The organism is Streptomyces sp. NPDC004658 (assembly GCF_040609555.1).
Classification (GTDB): Bacteria; Actinomycetota; Actinomycetes; order Streptomycetales; family Streptomycetaceae; genus Streptomyces.
In genome coordinates, this window is record NZ_JBEXKG010000046.1 from 14294 (window position 1) to 31143 (window position 16850).

A 16850-nucleotide genomic window follows, 5' to 3' on the forward strand; every position below is an offset into this window, starting at 1 on the left:
GAGATCACCGTGTCGCCCTTGTTCCTTCCCCAGCCCGACCCGTATCCCAGTGGTCCGGACGGCCAGGGGTGGAACCGTCTGTCGCTGAACGCGCACATGGACGTCCGCAACCAGTGCGGGCTGCTGCCGATCCGGTTCGCCTCGCTCTTCGAGAGCCGCACTGGGCGGCAGCGCTGGGGCGGCTACGAGCGCTGCCGTATGGGGCGCGCCTCGTGCAGCACCTGCCCCGTGCAGGAGGCGGCGCGAAAGCACGAGCCGATCGAGTGGCCAGCCGGCTCGCCGCTGTGCCTGGGCCGTATCCGACCGTGGCCGCTGACACCGGGGGCCCTACTGACAGATCCCGCGCAGGGGCGCAGCTACGTGGAGCTGCTGACGTGGCAGAACATGAGCACGGGCGTTTCGGTGAACTGGCCGGACCTGCGTGACGACTTCAGGGTCCAGTTCAGCTGGACGTTTGTCGATGCCGAGGGCGAGGCGTTCTGGTTGGTGCGCAGCGACCCCGACGCCCAGGACGTGCCCGTTCACACGAGCCGTTCGGGCGGCGTCACCGAGCACGCTGTGCACGGCCGGGCCGGGGGCCCGCCTGTGGCCACGCTGCGGTGCCACGACCTGTGCGCTCACGACGACTGGCGCCTCCGGTACCTGGCCGCGGACATCGCCGACGCCGCAGGCAACGCCCCCTCGGTGGAGACGGCCGAGCTTCCCGAGCGCCTTCCCGGCATCCCGCACACGGAGTTCAGCCACGAGGGTCAGCGCACGGTGCTCCGGCATGAGGACACGCGCTACCACCCCGCCTCAACCCTGGAGGTCACCTGGCACCAGCCCGTCACCCAGGCGTGCCTGACCGCACTGCTGGCGCACGTGGTCCGTCTCGTCATCTGGTGATCCGGCCCACGCGTCCCACGCCAAACGCCGCACCCGGCGTCCGTTCCCCACGCGGTGCCGCCAGCTCCCGGCCCCCGCCGGCTTCCCCCATCGTCCGACGAAAGGAATTGTGTGTCCTCTGCCTCCCTCCAGCTCCTCATCTACGCGATCAACGACGCGGAGCGGCCGGCCGCGCTGAAGGCCATCACCGAGGCCGATCTGCGGCTGGAGTACGGCCGCAGGCAGCCGACAACGCTGCAGCTCAGCGAGCTTTACGGAACCGACGACGCCAGCGTCGGCAAGTCGGCGGAGCTGGCCGACACACTGCGCCGCGACGCGCCCAGCGCCGCCTTTGAGATCTGGCAGGACCCCCACGCCACGGTCGGCCACTACGTCGCCCACGTGCCCGGCATCGGCAGCTACGACTCGGCCTGCGACGAGGACGGCACGCCCCTGGTCGATGTCCTGGACGTAGCGCAGCGCCTGACCGAGCTGCCGTCCGGCACGACCGTGGAGAGGTGGCTGGCCGCCGAGGGCAACAGCCTGCTCGGCCGGCTGGTGCTCGGCGCCCTGGACGCCTGCCGGAACATGCTGCAGGACGGTCCGCCGGCCGACGCTGACGGTGCCGAGGCCTGCCGTCCCGCACCCGCGCCGCGGCTGCGCACGCAGGTCGGAGCGTTCCATCTGCTCGATCACAGCGCCCTCGAGGAGTACGCGCGGGAGCACTACGGCCGCCCGTACTCCGCCGTGGTAGCGCTGGACGGCAGCAACGGCTGCTTGTACGAGGTCACCGCATCGCTCACCCACACCCGGGCGGACGGCGACGGCCGGCTCGTCGAGCAGCCCGGCCTGACTCCCAACGACCGCCAGGACCTCGACCTGTGGCTGTCGGGGGACGGCAGCGACCCGCACCCCGGCGTGATCCTCAGTGACCTCGCCCAGAAGGGCGTCGCCCCGGCCGGCTCCTACCTCGTGCGCGTCGCCTGGTAGGGGCGCGCCCGTCACGGCGGCCGACGCCACACCCGCGCCGCAGTCAGCCGGGCCCGGCTCACCACCGCTCCCCTTTTGCCCTTCATATCCCAGCCCGGTCGGCGCTCGCGCTGGTGTCGGCCGGGCCCCCCACGCGGAAGGAAACAGATGACGCTCAGCCCCACCGGCGCGCGCATCCTCGCCGAAAACGAGGACGGCATCGTCCGGGGCCACCCGGCCGCGCTGGCCCGCCTCCATAGCGACCGCCTGATCCGCTACAACGGCGGCACGCCCATCATGACCCCGGCCGGCCACCAGGCCCTGGCGGACTGGATCGCCCAGCACGGCCGACCCGCCCCGGCCGCGCCGGGCATCGCGCCCAAGCTGCCCGCCCGCCAGCACGAGGCGGTCCTGACCGCCGCACGCCGCCCCGACCAGCTGGTGCCCTCACGGGAGACCGCTGGGAACGGTGAGGAGTGGTTCAACGCCCGGACACTGGAGGGCATCCGGCGGACCGGCTTTGTCACCGCCTACCCGGGCGACCCGCGCTCGCTCTACCTCACCGCCGAGGGCCGGGCGTACGCCCGTCAGCGCGGCGGGATCGACGTGCGGCGCCGAAAGTTCGTGCTGGTCGCCTGCGGCCAGAACAAGCAGCCCGACCCCGATCGCTGGTATCCGGCCGGCGAGCTGTACACGGGCGGATATCACCTCTCCCTGCGCGGCGCGGCCGACGCCCTGACCTCCCCGCCACTGATCCGGATCGTCTCGGCGCTGCACGGGCTCGTCCCCCTGACGCGCAAGCTGCGCCGCTACGACGTGCGGCCGGGCGACCCGGAGGCGATCACCGCAGACGGTCTGAGTGTGCAGACGGCCGCGCTCGGCCTGGACGACGCGGACGTGATCTTTCTCGGCGGCCAGGACTACATCGACCTCCTCGTCCCGTCCGTCCCCCACCTGTTCACCCCGCTCACCGGCGGGATGGGCCAGCACAAGGGCCAGTGCCGGCAGGCCCGCGAGGACGCCTCGCTGCGCGAGCGGTGGTGGACACAGGCCGCCGCGCTCTTCGACCGCCACCACACCCCCGACGCCCAGCAGGTCTCGCCCTGAACCGGCACGCCCCACCGGCGCCCATCTCCCCTTCGTCACCGAAAGACCCAGATGACTCCGGCACTTCTCACGCCTGTCGACAAGCCCCTTCCCGCCCGGCCCCTGCGGTTCTGGGACCGAGACCGGATGTACTCCACGACCAGCGAGAAGGTGTGGCACCGCTGGAACGGGCAGTGGATCAACTACCTGTACGCCCAGGGCCTCGGGCCCTATACCGACGCCCAGGCACGCGCCGCTCTGGGACGACGGCGCGAGGACGGGCGCGCAGCGATGCGGTTCGTCCCCTGGCATCCTCCGCTCGACAGCGCCCTGCCGGGCTCGCCCGTGCGGGCGGTGGACGTCTCCCGCCTGGTGCTCGCGCCCGCCCACTGCGCACTACCGTTCCTGCGTCTGCCGCCCCGCGGCCCCAACCCTCGCTACGAGTTCGCCTCCCTGCGCGACCTCGCGCGGCAGCTGTCGCGTCAGGAGCTGCAGCGAGAGGAGGACTACCCGCCCGTCCTGACGGTGGACGAGGTCCGAGCCGCGCTGCTGACCATCCTGCGCGACGGTGACAGCGAGGCGTCCTACCACCGTGCCGCCGGGAGGCTGTTCGCCCGGCAGACCACCGAGCTGGGCACCACCTCGTTCGTCTGGGTCCTGGGCTCGAACTGCGGCAACACGGCCTGACAGCACCCCAATACGCCGCTTAAGACTTGCATTCGCCACACCCAATGCGTATACTCTTAAGCGTCAGAAGGTGAGGGTGTCGAGAACCCAGCCGAAAGGAAGCATGCCGCGCACCCCACCTTGCCCGCGTCCGTCCTGGAAGCCCTCGCTGCGGAATTCTGCGTTGGCGAGGGCGACTTGGACGAGGAGGTCGAGGAATACGCCCACGCCCGGGCCGCGAGCGCGTTCAACAACGGCGCCCGCCCCGAGCTGGACTTCTGGGCCGCACACGACGCGGTGCACGACGAGGCCGCCGAACTCGCCTCACGCATCAATGCCAAGGACGTCGCCGCTCAGCTGGCCTTTCTGACCGAGGGCTGCACACCCGACCAGGCACGGGCCTGGTTGCGCGGCGATCCCGCCTGCCCGTCCGTACAACGCAACACGTACGCAACCCGAACGACCGGAGCCTGTATGCCCCTTCCCGATCTGCTGCCGCTGGCCCAGCACTCCCTGCCGTCCGGCCTTCCCGAGCACGTCTACGAGGACCACAACCGTCGGCGCAAGGCGACGGCGATCGCGTTCGAGCTGGTCACGAGCTACAACGGGCGCATCCTGCCGTCCGACGTCGACCGCATCACCGCGGCCGACATGGATGCGGCAGCCGACCGCGCCGGGGTCAACCGCCCCGAGATCAGGCCCGAGGAGACGCGTCGGATCGTGCGCGACCTGCTGCGCGTGTATGCCGGAGCCCCCGCCTCCTCGCCGGACACGTCGGCGGCCGCGGTCGGCAACGGGTCGGCTGGCGAGCAGCTCATGAGCCTGCTGGTCGGCTTCTTCGAGCAGATCGCAAGCAACGCGGCCAAGCGCCAGTAGCAGCCATGCCCCGACCGGCGGCACAGAGCCGGTCGGGCCCTCCCAGCGGGCCCGGGGAGCGACACCTCCCCGGGCCCGCACTGCACCTCACCTGGTGTGGCGCCCCACGCCGCCCGTCATCTGGAGTCCAGTCGCTTGGCCAGGGTTTGGTCCGCAGGCCGGCCCGGTGACAGACACTGAGAGGAATCCCATGTCACCAACCTCCGGCGAGGCCCGCTTCCTCGTCACGTGCGCGAGCGTTCTCGCCAGTCCCGGCTACCGCGAGGACCGCATCTCGATTCGCCGACGCGGCGAGACGGACGCCTTCGCGCTGATCGCCCTGCCGCACGGGATCGCGAGCATGCGCGATGCTCTGGCCGCCTTCGGCTGGCGTCTGCTCGGGAGCCTGGAGTATGTCGCCGGCCCCAACGAGACGCGCGGTGAGGCCGAGCCGGCGCAGCCCGCCGCCGGTTCGGCGATGGAGGACCTGCGCGACATGGTCCGCAGCGAGATCCTCGCCCGCATGCTCGCCCTCCTGTGCGACTCCCGCTCCCGCCACTTCCAGGCCGTGCTGTCCGGAGGCGGCGACTCCCGAGTGCCGATCGGCTGGACGTTCCGCAACGGCCTCGGCCCCGCCGTCGCCTACGGCTGGGTTACTGCGAAGGGCCGCGTCAACAACGTGGTCGGCGTCCCGCACCGTGACGAGGCCGCGGACACCGTGCGCCAGTGGCACGCCAGCGGTGCGGATGCCCCGTCTCACGCCGAGCCCGCGCACGGCATCCTGCGCGAGCAGCCGCCCGCCGACCTCGCGCGGTTGCTGTCCATCCTCCGCCGCGACAGTGCCGCGCTCGCGGCGGACGGCGAGCGCCCCGCGCGCGAGTGTTCCCGGTCGGCGCGCTCGCCCCGATGAAGCGCCGCAAGCTCGCCGCCAGCGGTGCCGGCACCACTTCTCCTCCACACCGGCCACCCGGATACCTGCCGCCCCTCCCGCTGACACGCGGTCGTCCTGGACACGGCCCGACTCACCTGCAGGGGCCTGCCCCGCGTAGGGGGCCGACCGGCGCCTCCGAGATCTCTGAAGGAGCTGCTTCGGTGGCTGTGATGCCCCAGCCCAAGTCCCCCGCCGTCGCCATAGCCCGTGTCCTGCGCCGACTGGGCCTGTCCCAGGGGCGTGGCAAGGACTTCCGCGTCAAGGGTTTCTACCGGGGCGGCGAGCGGCTTCACACCTTCGTGGTCCTGTACACCCGCGGCGCGCACGAGACCGTCGCCGCTCAGGCCGACGCAATCGAGCAGGCCCCTGAACTGGGCGGATTCGCTTTCACGGTCTCCGTACGCTACTCGGGCGGCCGCCCGGTGACGTCCATTCGCAACGGGGCATGCGAGCGCGTCCGTGAGCAGCCGCCCGCACCGGCCGACGCAGGGGAGGGCGCTGATACCGCCGAGCCCGCCGATGGCACCGGGTCCCTCGAGACGGCACCTGTCACCAGCTGGCGTGAGCGGTGGCGCCGCGAAGAGCAGGCGAAGGAGCTGGGCTGGTCGGCCCAGCACGCCGAGGCCGTCCGCCGGGCCGCGGCCGGCGAGCTCGTCCGGGACGCCGACGGCATCGCGCGCCGCATCACCCGTCCCGGCCGGGCCGGGGCTCGGGTGGCCGCTGGCCGGATCAGCGCACTGGAAGGCGCGGGCTTCCTCGCCACGGTGGCGGCCGCCGACGGCTCCTGCCGCATCGAGGCGACCGCCGACGGGCTGCGTGCCCTGCTTGTGTGGGACTCGGAGCAGCCCGCGCCTGTGGCGTACTCCCGCAAGCAGGAGCGCATGCCCCTGCGCCCGCTGCTGTATGGGCAGGAGTGGCGCCGGCGCCGAGATGAGTTCCTGGCCGAAGAGAAGCGCCGCCGCATCGAGCGGGAGAAGTGGTGGGCCGAGTGGGAGGTACGTCGCGCCGAGGAGGAGCGTGAGGAGCGGCGCTGGAAGGCGTGGGCCGCCGTCGAGGGCGTCCGCTACACGTGGCGCAAGCGCCCGCGCGGCTGGGTACCCACCGACGAGCAGGTCCGCCTTCACGCCCTTGACCCGGACGTCGTCGCCGAGCTGCGTGCCGAGGCCGCTCAGCTGGCCGCCGAGGAGGCCGAGGCCGCCGTGGAACCAGCCGGCGCCGATACGGAGCCCGAAGAGGACGCGGACGAGGAGCTTGCGAGCGACGAGGAGGATGACGGGGGCGGGGAGTTGTGGGACGGGGTGCCAGGCATCATCGCCGGGCCGGGCGTCGTCCTGCCGGGCATGCACGTCGAGTTCCTGCCCGAGCACCGGCCCGGCCCCCGGACCCGCCACGCGTTCGCCGGCGAGATCGTCTCCGTTGGGGCGACACATGTGCGCTGGCGCCCCTACGCCTGGCATCAGGACCTGCGAACCCCACTGGAGCAGATGCGGATCAACGCCGTCATGCACGTCAATCAGGCCGAGGACGTGCGACGCAGCAACGCAGCGCTGGCTGCCGGTCGTGCGCTCCCGCAGTGGCCCGAGTGGTGCAGGTGGAGCCTGGCACGCCACCTTCGGCACGCCGCGCGGTGAACGCGTACGGCAGGCCCCGGCGCTCCCGCACGGCGGCCTTCCGCCAAGCCTCCGGCGGCAGCCCGACCAACACCTCACCTCTGACGCTTAAGCCTTGCAACCCCCACTCACTGGAGGTATATTCTTAAGCGTCAGTCGGGTTCGGCTCCGGCCACGCGCTTCCCGCGACCGCGCACAGCGCGGCCCCCAACCCCACTTCCCCATTGGAGGTTCCATGTTCTTCCCGGCCGAAGGCGACCGGATCATGGTCACCCGGACGATGAAGGGCAGCGCGCGGTCCACCAGCTGGGTCGGCACCGCCACCCAGGTCCTGCCGTTCCACAAGAGCGACTCTGGCGTGTGGATCGGAGGCTGGCGCCTGACCGGCCACAACCTCACCACCGGCGAGCCGGTGGACTCCCACTTCGCCTGCTCGCAGTCGCTCGCCCGTTACGGCCACGGCGAGCAGACGGTCCGGCTGGCCACCGAGCGCGACTGACCCTCCCCCCACGGGGCGGTGCGCCACCGCCAGGCGCACCCCCGCCCGGCCGCCTCCAGACCGGCCGAGCCCCTTGCCGGCCGGCGGCCCCTCGGTGACAGGGTCCGGCATCCGACCCGCCTGTCATCCGCTCACCAGGAACGTGACGTGATCGCGTACGCCCTCGAAGGATCCATCGAGTTCCGCCCGCCCGTCCCTCTCGCCCGACTGTGGGAACTCGCAGCAAGCGGCCGGTTCTCCCTCGCCCCGGCCGGTCTCAGCGACGCGGCCCTGAACACCTTCGTCGAGCAGAACATGTGGGTACTCGTTCCCGACCACGATGGCGGCACGGACGAACAGGAGCGCCCCAGGGGGGTCCAGAGCCTTCGCGTGGTCGACATGGAGATCCCCTCCTACGCCGTCAAGGACCGGCTTGCCGAACTGTCCGCGTGGATCGGCCACGATCACGAGCTCGTCGGCTTCCTGGAGTTCTGGGGTCGACGACGAGGGCGACCACGGCGTCGTCGTGCCTGTCCCCGGCGGAGGCTGTCCCACGTGGCGGCCGGCCGGGGGCCACCCAGCCGATGACGGGACTCCGGCACTCCCGACAGGTGACCCCGCCCGCTGAGCTCACACATCCGGCCCTGGCCGCAGCACGGCCGACCCGCCCGGCTGTCGCCTGCCCGCTGTAGCGGACTGCCGACCTGACATTTCTTGACCGCGCATCAGAGGAAAGACGCCCCGTTGAGCGATCCCTTCTACGCCACCGTCAACCACCGCGCCGTGCTCAGCCAGTTCGGCCTGCTCCGTCGCGTCGAATCCAGCGCCCTGGTCACCGGCGACCGCGAGGTGCTCCGCGTCGACGATCTCGTCTTCCACATCTCGCTCGCTCAGTCGGTCGTCCGCGATGAGTACTCGGGCCTGCACCTGACCACGATCAACCCGAAGGTCGGGCGCCTTGACGTGACGACCCTGCGCTTCGATGAGCTCACCGTCATCATCGGTCCACCAGGCCTGCGCCAGCGGCTGACCGTGCACGATGCGGACCTGATCCGAGCCGGTGTGCGCAGCCCGGCGATGGAGCACGCCGTCCGGGATCACCTCCGCTTCTACACCGGCCGCCCCTACCCGATCGGCTAGCCCCTGCCACTGGCGCTCCCGTGGCCAGCCATGGTGCGGTGATCCCCGCGGCACCCGCCCGGCAGCAGCCGCTGTCTGTGCAGTCCTGCAGCGCCATGCCCGAGGCGAAGCCGCCCATTCAGTGTGACCGAACCCCCGCGTTGTACGGCGCAGCCGCCGGAGTGCTCAGCGCCCACTGGTGAGGGCGTGAAGGGACCCTCGGATCCGGGCACTCGCCTGGTCCAGCCCTCTACGCTCAGCTGGTGTCCAGGGCCGCTGCGGGTCTTTGCGGGCCGGGAGGTAGAGCATGGTGGACAGGGTGATCAGGCCGACGGTGTCCGAGGTGATCTCGAGTGCCTCCGCGCGGCCGCGGCGGGTCCAGCAGAGGCTGAGAGCCACCTCGTTGAGGACATCTGGCGCGGCTTCCTGCAGGCGGCGCGCGTAAGCCCCCGGAAGCACTACGGTGGCCGCCTCGCGGGGCCGCGCCGCCGCCGGCACACCGGCCGGGTTGTCGAGCCAGAAAACGTCTGTCGGTTCGGCCGGCCATCGCGGCCGGCCGGAGGTGTAGGTCTGTCCGGGCAGTTCCCTTCCGGTCAGCAGCCTGAGCTGGTCCAGCCGCTCGAAGCGGGCGCGGTCGACCCACACCGTCCACCGGGCACCACAGTCGCGGTGCGCGCACTGCGCCTCGGCGCTCGCGTAGCCGGCGGACAGCTGGGCGAACACGCGCTCCCAGACGCCGACGCCGTCGGCCCATACGGCGTGCCCGTACAGCGGATGCCGCGCGGGATCGTAGTGGTGCAGGAGCAGTTGCATGGTCGGCAGGATCCGGACGACGCGGTTGCGTATCGGCGGGTGGCCGGCACTTCGGCAGTCGGGGCAGCGCATCAGGTGCTCCACGCCGTGGCGGCTGTGGACCCAGAAGCCCTCGCTCCCGTTGCAGCTTCGGCACAGCGGGCCCCGGATCAGGCCGTGGTCGTGGCAGTGGTCCCAGAACGCGGCCGGCTCCGGGCACAGGTCGCACCGGTAGGCGCGGGCAGGCGGGCGGTAGCGCGGGTGGTAGGCGGCACCGGCGTGCTCACCGGTGTGCTGTGTCAGCACCAGTGCGCTGTGGGCCGGGAGTTCGGATGTGGGCTGGTGGGTCACTCGCACAGCCTGGCGTACGCCACTGACAGCGCCGCTCGTGATCACATCAGGAGGCGGTTGCGGGGCCGGCTGTGACGAAGGCGGCGACGACGACGGCGATCTCGGCGGCGGTCATACTTCGGCTCCACACGGTGTCGTGCGCGGCGCAGCCGAGGGTGAAGGTCAACCCGGAGTCAGTGGGGGTGGTGTCCTGGACCCTCGGGCGAATAGGACAGCGGCCGTGCCGTTCGAGACCGCGCACGTGCTCAGTGGCGACGTCGACGCGGAAGCGTTCCGGCAGGGTCTGCTCCCGCTCGCAGGCCGGGCAGTCCAGCAGAAGGGCGAGGGCGCCCGGTCGCTCGAGGAAGCGGACGCCCTTGCCTTCGTAGGTGTTGCAGCTGGCGCAGAGCGGGCCGCGGACCAGGCCGTGGTCGTGGCAGTGGTCCCAGGTGAACGCCCGGCTGAGTCCGCACAGCCGGCACAGGAAGCGGGCGGGCCGGGTGGTGCGCGGCACGCAGGTGTAAGCGACGCCGGCGAGTTGCCCGGTGTACGGCTGGCAGACCGCGACCGAGCACGCGGGGCACAGCGTGACGTAGCCGCGCGGGGTGGGTGCGCGCCATGCGCCGTAACGCGGACCAAGGCTTCCGCAGCCGCGGCAGACGCGGGCCTTCTCCAGCAGCTCGCTGTCGCGGGCCTGCCAGCGGTCCATCAGCTCGACGTACTCGCGGGGCATCAGCCAGGACGTCCCGGACCAGGTCATGTGATCCAGCGGATAGGTGCCGGCGCGGACCATCGTGCCGAACCGTGCGCGGAAGGCCTCCATCGTCAGCGATCCGGGCAGTCCGTGGGGGTTGACGGCGTGGACGAGATTCCAGTCGCTGTCGGGGTCCTGCTCGTAGAGGGCGGCGTTGCCCATCCAGCTGATGATCTCGCTGCGCCAGTTGGTGTCCGGGCCGAGCCAGTCGTTGCCTTTGTCACCGCGGACCTCGCCCGGCTGCCGGACGGGTAAGTGGACCTCGACCAGGTCACCGGGCTCCAGCCGCAGGCCGGCCAGCGTGCGGCCGGCCTGCTCCACCTCGTCGGCGACGAACCACCAGCGGTTCCTCTCCTTGCGCCCCTCCAGAGCGGTGTCGCCGAAGAAGACGTGGCCGTGGTGATGGAACCGGCGGGTGTCGAGGGCAGCTGTGGCCAGGCGCATCGGGCACGGGCGGGTCAGCTCGGCGAGCAGATCCCGGGCGCGCTGCGGGCTGATGAGCATGACCGCAGGATGACAGCTCCCACTGACAATGGCGCCGGCCGTTGCGTCCGGGGTACGCCGAAACAGTGCATGCCGAGCGCCGCAGAGGCCTGCGGCCGGCGATTCACCCCAGACACGGTTGACGCTTAAGAGTTGCGCACCAAGTCCGCACCGCGTATATTCTTAAGCGTCAGGAGGGTGACGGATGGAGGGAGTGAGACGTGGCGGAACAGCAGGCTCTGGTCGACTGGTGCCGCCCCGACTCTCGGGCACACAGCGGCCCGAACGCCTATCTGCGGGACGACGGGGCGACGGCGACTTCACCCCCTACGTGGTGCGGCCCTGTGACTGAGGCCGTGGCCGACCGGGCCGATCCTCAGATGGAGACCGTGCGCCTGCAGCGCGACCGGCTCGCCGACTTCGTGCGTCTCCTGCTCGTCGGCAACCCGCGTAGTACGGCACTGGATGCCCGGCTGCAGGCCAAGGCCCTGGTCCTGCTCGACAGCCTGCCCGTTCCCGAACGGTGCCCGGGCGCCGCCCCGCACGACGAGGGCGACGGCCACGCGTGGTTCCTGCCCACCGAGGCCGGACCGCGCTGCTGGTACTGCCGCTCCCTCAAGCCCGAGACCCCCGCCCCGAACAAGGAGGACACCCCGCCGTGCGCGTAGAGGTCACCATCGATCTCGGCCTGGTCATCGACGGCGTCGAGCACACCGCCGAATTCACCTGGGACATGGGCAACCGGCCTGTCCCCGTCCGCAAGGACCGCATCGCCTTCGGCGAGTACACCGCACGCGTCACGCGGCGCCAGTACAAGTGCGCCGACTCCGGGACCCTCACCGACACGCCGGTCGAGCTGGAGCTGTGGGCGGCGCCCACCAAGGCCACCCGCCGCTGCCGCTTCACCCCGCAGGAGGTCCGCGAAGTCCTCGCCGCCCTGCCGTGTGTCAGCGACCTGCACGTCACGGCAACCCGCTGACCGCTCCCCCTCCGGGCCGACCGCCCCTGCCCCGCCGACCGAGAGGACCAACATGCACCACACCACCTTCGTCCCCGACCGCATGGACGCTTCCAGCAACTCCGCCTGGCAGCTGGCGGTCGACGTCGCCAGGTCCGCCAGCCGTGCCGCCGCCTATGCCGGAGCCACCCTGCTCGCCGAGGCCGTCGGCGTCGAGGGCACCGTCCACGTGCCGGAGCGGCCCTCCGGTTCCTGGTGCCGCCTGACGGCCGGTCCGCTGACGGCCGACTTCCTCGCCACCAGCCACGGCGACCGCGCCCGCATGAAGCTCACCCAGGTCACCCCGGAGGGCTACGAGCGCGTCCGCGCCTGGGTCACCGAGCGCGAGACGTGCCGCCACGGCGAGGACTGCGAGATCTGCCATGACGACCCGTGGCCCAGCTACGAGGAACTGACCAGCGAGGACGGCGACTTCGACATCGTCCACCTCGACGAGAGCGAGCGGGGCACCGCGCGGGCCGCCTTCGGGCGGGTCACCCTCGCCCTCAACGACGAGCCGGTCACCACCCTCGCCAAGATCATCCGTCTCGCGCGGGCCGCCTGACTCCGCTCTCCATCCCGGCGCGGCCCGCTCCCGTTAGGGGCCGCGCCCGCTCAGGAAGGAACGCACCAAACTCGTGTCCCAGTCCCTTCGCCACCGGGCAGCCGCCAAGCCAGTGCACTCCGACGGCGAGCCCTGCACCCACCGCAAGGGCGAGCCCTGCCCGGGACGGCAGTACCGGGCCGTGTGCAAGCGGCCGGGCTGCTCTTTCGACGAGCAGCAGACCATCAAGGCCGCGCTGGAGTACGTCCGCGACACCAGCTCATGCCCGCTCATCGCCTCGCCCGCGAGCCAGCCGTCCGCCTAGCACAACGAGCGGCCGACCGCTTCGCCCACCGCCTTCACTCTCCATCGTCGCCCGGCGTGCCCGCCCCCAGACAAGGAATCCGTTTGCGCACCATCGCCCGCACCAGCACCCGCATCATCACCGCCCTCCAGCGGGATCTCACCTACGCCTCGGTACATCAGGGAGCCAACGACGCCACCGGCCGTCCCATCGACGTAGCCGAGGCGTGGGAGGCCCTGTCCCACGCGGGGGCACGGCTGCGGGAGCTGGACCGGGTCACGGGCATCTATGAGATCCGCGTCAGCAGCAGCCTGCACTACCTGCTGCGCCGCACCCCGCCCGGCGCCCCAGGCCGGATCGACGTCGTCGTCGACCGCGACCCCGACGCCTTCACCGAGGTGACGGTGTTCGTGGACGGCCGCGAGATGAGCGGCCCCGCCATCGCGGTCCATGTCGTCGACCCCGGTGCCAGCGGCGCCGATCACGAGTGGCTGGAGTCGGTCACCCAGCACGCCGACGACGTCCCCGAGGCAGTGCGGGACCTGTTCGACGAGACCGCCCGCCGCTACCACCATGGCGTCACCTGCCACGACGAGCGGTGCAACCCGGCCGACGACACCACCAGCGCGTACGCGCACGGAGCCGGGGTGGCCTGAGCGCCGCCGCAACTCCCCTTCCCCTTCAGTCCCTTTCCCCGAGAGACCGGATCACTATGGAGGACTCCTACACCCGGCTGGACATCGTGCGCTGTGCTTCCGGCCCGACCGTCCAGGCCGTGCGCGAGCTGATCGCCGGACCGTTTCTGGACGGCGACGCCCGCGACGTCACGGACGACGACCTGGTGGGCGGCTTCGCCTCCTACGCCCTGGACGTCGACGAGGTCCAGGAGCTGTTCGATCGACTGGCCGCCGTGGGCGGCGACCTCGCGCTGCAGCTGCGCACCGAGCACGAGACGGGCGAGCCGGGCATGCTGTTCGCCTACACCTCCGGGACCGGACGCTTCCAGGCACCGTGCGATCGCGCCGGACAGGTGCTCGTTCCCGCCGACCGCCTCGCCGTCCTCGCCGCCTGCCGCAGTCCGAAGCGCCGTGCCGCCCTGGCCGAGGAGCTGACCGGCCGCCGCGTCCTGGACGCGCTCCGCGATGAGCCGGCGCGAGCAAGGAGGAAGAACTGAGCGGTACGAGCACGCCCCGCGCGGAGCAGCAGGCCCGCATGCGCCAACGCCTGGCCGGGCCGGAAGCCGACCTGCTGTGCTGATCGACGAGGCCACAGGCGCCGAGATCCGGCCGGGCGAGGAGCTTGCGGACCCCTACGGCGAGGGCACCATCGTCTACCTGGGGCCGACCATGAGCTCCGACGTCGAGCAAGGCCTGTCGAGCCTGAAGCCCTGCCGCGTCGCCCGGGTGTACTACTACGAGCCCGAAACCGAGTGGGCCTGCCGGCCCGCCGAGCTCGGCACCCGATACGAGGAGCGCCGGCCTACCTGATGCGGCGTGGACGCCGCCGCCGCGCCGGGGTTCCCCGTGCTACGGCTCCAGCCGGCCGGCGGCGCGGGCGTTCTCGTAGGGCGGGGTGATGCCGAGGCCGCTGTAGAAGGCATCGGCAAACGCCAGCGCCGTCTTCCACGCCCAGGTCGTGCAGCCATGACCCAGACACTTCTGCGGAAAGTAGGGGTTGCTGGAGTCGGCGAAGAAGGCGCTCGGCGCAAAGCCGCGCTGGCGCAACTGCTCGACCATCTTCCTCCTGTCCACCACCCCGCCGGATTCTCCGGTGTCCGCGGGAAGCAGGCGCGGTGTGTAGTGGACCAGCTCATTGCGCAGGCGGCGCAGCAGGTCTGCGTCGGCGTACACCTGGGTCCCACGGTAGAGCAGCGGCCGGCGCAGCACCGTCAGCGCGAGCCGGAAGAGCTCGAGCGTCGGCACCTTCTCCACGGCATCGGCGACCTGGGCGATGACTCCCAGGTCACCGGCCTCCAGACCGCCGCACCCGCCGGCCGACTGTAGGTCCTCACGACCTGCGGCGGCGTAGAACTCGTTGATCGACGCCTCTAGGAAGCAGAAAGAGGCGATCACCGAGCCAGTGGCGTAGGCCATGTGCTCGGCGGGACTGCCCTTCTTCCCCGCGGTCGCGGTGTACTCGGCTTCGAGGCGGCCGCAGTTCCGCGACAACGTGCATGCCGTCATCGCGTGGTCGTACGAGAAGGGGTGCCAGACGTAGATCTGCACGTCGTCCATCACCCCAACGTAGTGCCGGCGTGACGGGCCCCGCAGTGCGGCCAGCCTCCCCCGCCCTCGAGCAGCCGGACGGTCCGCCGCTGGCTGCGGCGCGGCGGCGGCAGTTGCGAGGCGTGCGCCGGCCGCACCGCCTCAATCCGCCGGCCGCACCCCGGGCGACCCCGCATGCCGGCTGGCCGCTCGCCTGCCATGAAGGGGAGCTGAGCTTCTCGGCCGCGCGCCCAACCCCGCCCCAATAACGCTTAAGACTTGCACCGGCCACCCGGCCCGCGTATAGTCTTAAGCGTCACAAGGGGGCGCCCACTCCCGGCAGCAAAACGCGCCGGCGACGATGCCAGCGCGCCCCAACCCCAGCCGCGACCTGCGCAGGAGCACCGCCTTGGGCGCTGACATCAGCATCACCGGCCACATCACCTTCGACACCGCGGTCCCACTGGAAGCCATCAGCCAGGACCTGGAGCAATTGCGCCGCCTGGAGGACGACCGCCAGTTCGCCCTCACCTACGTCACCGCCGAGGGCGGAAACGCTTTCGCACTAGCGGGACTCGAGGCCGGCCCGCAGAACATGGCGGGCAGCCATAGCGTGTGGGACGGCACGCTGACCGCACTCTCCGACATCGCCCGCCGCCAGCGGCGCACCCTGCACGCCGAGGCGACCTGGGTCTCCCACCCCGGCCCCTACAGGGGCAGCCTCGTCGTCGACGCGGGCAACCGCTTCCACTACGTGCCCGACGACGAGGACACAGCAGCACACCACGAGCGCTCCTGCGACTGCTTCGGATCGGTCCCGGGGCGCGTACGGCCCGAGGACGTCACCGACGATCCCTCCGTCCGGATCGACGAGGCGAGCGCCGGACCGTTCACCGACCACATCGTCGTGTGCAGCCTCCACGGCGAGGTTGCCGCCCTCACCTCACGCAGCGGGGCGGTCGACGCACGGGAGGCGCACCTGCTGGAGAAGCACATCCCCCAGCCCGTCCCGCTGGGCCAGCAGGCCGCCCTGGACCTGCTGCCCATGGACCTGCGCTACCACATCGTCCAGGCGGCCAAGCAGCTCGGCCGCGTCAGCTGCCACCTGCCCGGTGCGCTGGCCCTGCGAATCGAGGCGCGCTCCCACGCCCGCAGCGCCCGCCAGATCATCGCCTCGCTCACCGACCAGGCCTCCGCCGACGTGGTCGGCCGGCTCGTGGACGCGCTCATCGAGCAGCTGGTCCCCATTCCTGGCCTCGACACCCACGGCAGCCGGCGGTGAGGCGCCCGAGCCGAGCCGCCCCATCACCGGTGCAGCTGCTGCCAGGTGCGCCCGGCAGCGCCCGCTACCCGGGCCGGGAACGGCTCGGGCCACGGGAAGCGAAGCCGGTCGCGGCCGCTCCGGCGGGCACCTACTCGCCGGCCGACGTGGCGCCCGATGGCGATCGGCTGCACCGCCCGGCCCGCGACGGCGACGTGATCCGCCTGCGGTCCGGCACCGAGGTCCGGTTCGCTTTCAGCGAGCCCGGACCGACCCCGAGCATCCGCCGGGTGCACTACTACGCCCTGGTCGGCGGCCGGTGGGGCATCTACAGCGAGTTGTACTTCAACCAGCCTGCTGTGCGTGCCCGTTACAGCCCGCCGCACGAGGTGCGGGCCTGGCGCGTGCGCGTGGAGCTCAGCAACGCGCTGGCCGAACTCGACGCCTGCCGCCAGAAGCCGGATACACCCCGCTTCGCCGCAGCGGCCGACCGTCTTGAACGCCTCGCCCAGGTCATCGAGCGCGGCGCGGCTCCCGGCGGAAGCCGGATTCGGCCGGCCGCACAGCCCTGCACCGCCATCCGACCGCTTCAGTCCCGATAGC

General features: G+C 71.7%; 22 protein-coding genes. 19 read left to right on the top strand and 3 right to left on the bottom strand.

What is annotated here, in order from left to right:
- Positions 1-18 precede the first annotated feature (18 nt).
- From ABZV94_RS18200 to ABZV94_RS18245, 10 genes are all read left to right on the top strand, one after another.
- Positions 19-885: a hypothetical protein gene (locus ABZV94_RS18200; protein ID WP_356341346.1), complete on the top strand. Its 867-nt coding sequence runs from the start codon at positions 19-21 to the stop codon at positions 883-885.
- Positions 886-996: 111 nt separating this feature from the next.
- Positions 997-1854, top strand: a complete 858-nt coding sequence (locus tag ABZV94_RS18205) for a hypothetical protein (protein WP_356341347.1) — start codon at positions 997-999, stop codon at positions 1852-1854.
- Between the two features lie 147 nt (positions 1855-2001).
- A complete protein-coding gene (locus ABZV94_RS18210) occupies positions 2002-2940 on the top strand; it encodes a DUF6884 domain-containing protein (protein ID WP_356341348.1) in 939 nt (312 codons plus the stop codon).
- A gap of 51 nt (positions 2941-2991) precedes the next feature.
- Complete coding sequence (locus ABZV94_RS18215) at positions 2992-3606, top strand: hypothetical protein (protein ID WP_356341349.1); 615 nt, start codon at positions 2992-2994, stop codon at positions 3604-3606.
- A 177-nt stretch (positions 3607-3783) separates the two neighbouring features.
- On the top strand, positions 3784-4461 hold the full coding sequence (locus ABZV94_RS18220) for a hypothetical protein (RefSeq protein ID WP_356341350.1): 678 nt from the start codon (positions 3784-3786) through the stop codon (positions 4459-4461).
- Between the two features lie 190 nt (positions 4462-4651).
- Positions 4652-5350, top strand: coding sequence for a hypothetical protein (locus tag ABZV94_RS18225; protein WP_356341351.1), 699 nt, complete (start codon positions 4652-4654; stop codon positions 5348-5350).
- Between the two features lie 182 nt (positions 5351-5532).
- Positions 5533-7002 carry a hypothetical protein gene (locus ABZV94_RS18230; RefSeq protein WP_356341352.1) on the top strand — a complete coding sequence of 490 codons (1470 nt, stop codon included), beginning with the start codon at positions 5533-5535 and terminating at the stop codon, positions 7000-7002.
- Positions 7003-7216: 214 nt separating this feature from the next.
- A complete protein-coding gene (locus ABZV94_RS18235) occupies positions 7217-7480 on the top strand; it encodes a hypothetical protein (RefSeq protein WP_356341353.1) in 264 nt (87 codons plus the stop codon).
- A 147-nt stretch (positions 7481-7627) separates the two neighbouring features.
- Positions 7628-8047: a hypothetical protein gene (locus ABZV94_RS18240; protein WP_356341354.1), complete on the top strand. Its 420-nt coding sequence runs from the start codon at positions 7628-7630 to the stop codon at positions 8045-8047.
- Between the two features lie 156 nt (positions 8048-8203).
- Complete coding sequence (locus tag ABZV94_RS18245) at positions 8204-8599, top strand: hypothetical protein (protein WP_356341355.1); 396 nt, start codon at positions 8204-8206, stop codon at positions 8597-8599.
- Positions 8600-8764: 165 nt separating this feature from the next.
- Here ABZV94_RS18245 and ABZV94_RS18250 read toward each other — a convergent pair whose 3' ends face one another.
- The gene (locus ABZV94_RS18250; protein WP_356341356.1) at positions 8765-9721 is read right to left on the bottom strand and encodes an endonuclease domain-containing protein; all 957 of its coding nucleotides are present in this window, start codon (positions 9719-9721) and stop codon (positions 8765-8767) included.
- Between the two features lie 46 nt (positions 9722-9767).
- Entirely contained in the window at positions 9768-10958 is a 1191-nt protein-coding gene (locus ABZV94_RS18255; RefSeq protein ID WP_356341357.1) for an endonuclease domain-containing protein, read from the bottom strand.
- A 323-nt stretch (positions 10959-11281) separates the two neighbouring features.
- Between ABZV94_RS18255 and ABZV94_RS18260 the strand changes: the two genes are divergently transcribed.
- The 7 genes from ABZV94_RS18260 (at position 11282) to ABZV94_RS18290 (ending at position 14269) form a co-directional block, all read left to right on the top strand.
- On the top strand, positions 11282-11605 hold the full coding sequence (locus ABZV94_RS18260; RefSeq protein WP_024127407.1) for a hypothetical protein: 324 nt from the start codon (positions 11282-11284) through the stop codon (positions 11603-11605).
- A complete protein-coding gene (locus ABZV94_RS18265) occupies positions 11596-11916 on the top strand; it encodes a hypothetical protein (protein ID WP_024127408.1) in 321 nt (106 codons plus the stop codon). Before ABZV94_RS18260 ends, ABZV94_RS18265 begins: the two co-directional genes overlap by 10 nt.
- A gap of 52 nt (positions 11917-11968) precedes the next feature.
- Positions 11969-12499 (top strand): hypothetical protein, encoded by a 531-nt coding sequence (locus ABZV94_RS18270; RefSeq protein ID WP_024127409.1) that lies wholly within the window; start codon positions 11969-11971, stop codon positions 12497-12499.
- 73 nt (positions 12500-12572) lie between these two features.
- The gene (locus ABZV94_RS18275) at positions 12573-12803 is read left to right on the top strand and encodes a hypothetical protein (RefSeq protein ID WP_024127410.1); all 231 of its coding nucleotides are present in this window, start codon (positions 12573-12575) and stop codon (positions 12801-12803) included.
- Between the two features lie 83 nt (positions 12804-12886).
- A complete protein-coding gene (locus ABZV94_RS18280; protein WP_024127411.1) occupies positions 12887-13438 on the top strand; it encodes a hypothetical protein in 552 nt (183 codons plus the stop codon).
- A gap of 56 nt (positions 13439-13494) precedes the next feature.
- Positions 13495-13956 carry a hypothetical protein gene (locus ABZV94_RS18285; RefSeq protein ID WP_024127412.1) on the top strand — a complete coding sequence of 154 codons (462 nt, stop codon included), beginning with the start codon at positions 13495-13497 and terminating at the stop codon, positions 13954-13956.
- A gap of 76 nt (positions 13957-14032) precedes the next feature.
- A complete protein-coding gene (locus ABZV94_RS18290; RefSeq protein WP_024127413.1) occupies positions 14033-14269 on the top strand; it encodes a hypothetical protein in 237 nt (78 codons plus the stop codon).
- Positions 14270-14308: 39 nt separating this feature from the next.
- Here the strand turns inward: ABZV94_RS18290 and ABZV94_RS18295 are convergent, their stop codons facing one another.
- Positions 14309-15016 (bottom strand): hypothetical protein, encoded by a 708-nt coding sequence (locus tag ABZV94_RS18295; RefSeq protein ID WP_356341358.1) that lies wholly within the window; start codon positions 15014-15016, stop codon positions 14309-14311.
- A gap of 379 nt (positions 15017-15395) precedes the next feature.
- Here ABZV94_RS18295 and ABZV94_RS18300 point away from each other — a divergent pair, with 379 nt between their 5' ends.
- Together ABZV94_RS18300 and ABZV94_RS18305 are read left to right on the top strand one after the other, a co-directional pair.
- The gene (locus ABZV94_RS18300; RefSeq protein ID WP_356341359.1) at positions 15396-16268 is read left to right on the top strand and encodes a hypothetical protein; all 873 of its coding nucleotides are present in this window, start codon (positions 15396-15398) and stop codon (positions 16266-16268) included.
- A gap of 29 nt (positions 16269-16297) precedes the next feature.
- Entirely contained in the window at positions 16298-16849 is a 552-nt protein-coding gene (locus tag ABZV94_RS18305) for a hypothetical protein (RefSeq protein WP_356341360.1), read from the top strand.
- The last annotated feature ends 1 nt before the right edge of the window (position 16850 follow it).

What these genes read in the sequence shown, in the direction of transcription:
- ABZV94_RS18210 (WP_356341348.1), top strand. Translation starts at nt 2,002, where the DNA reads ATGACGCTCAGCCCCACCGGCGCGCGCATCCTCGCCGAAAACGAGGAC.
- ABZV94_RS18215 (WP_356341349.1), top strand. Translation starts at nt 2,992, where the DNA reads ATGACTCCGGCACTTCTCACGCCTGTCGACAAGCCCCTTCCCGCCCGG.
- ABZV94_RS18225 (WP_356341351.1), top strand. Translation starts at nt 4,652, where the DNA reads ATGTCACCAACCTCCGGCGAGGCCCGCTTCCTCGTCACGTGCGCGAGC.
- ABZV94_RS18235 (WP_356341353.1), top strand. Translation starts at nt 7,217, where the DNA reads ATGTTCTTCCCGGCCGAAGGCGACCGGATCATGGTCACCCGGACGATG.
- ABZV94_RS18255 (WP_356341357.1), bottom strand. Translation starts at nt 10,958, where the DNA reads ATGCTCATCAGCCCGCAGCGCGCCCGGGATCTGCTCGCCGAGCTGACC.
- ABZV94_RS18270 (WP_024127409.1), top strand. Translation starts at nt 11,969, where the DNA reads ATGCACCACACCACCTTCGTCCCCGACCGCATGGACGCTTCCAGCAAC.
- ABZV94_RS18285 (WP_024127412.1), top strand. Translation starts at nt 13,495, where the DNA reads ATGGAGGACTCCTACACCCGGCTGGACATCGTGCGCTGTGCTTCCGGC.
- ABZV94_RS18295 (WP_356341358.1), bottom strand. Translation starts at nt 15,016, where the DNA reads ATGGACGACGTGCAGATCTACGTCTGGCACCCCTTCTCGTACGACCAC.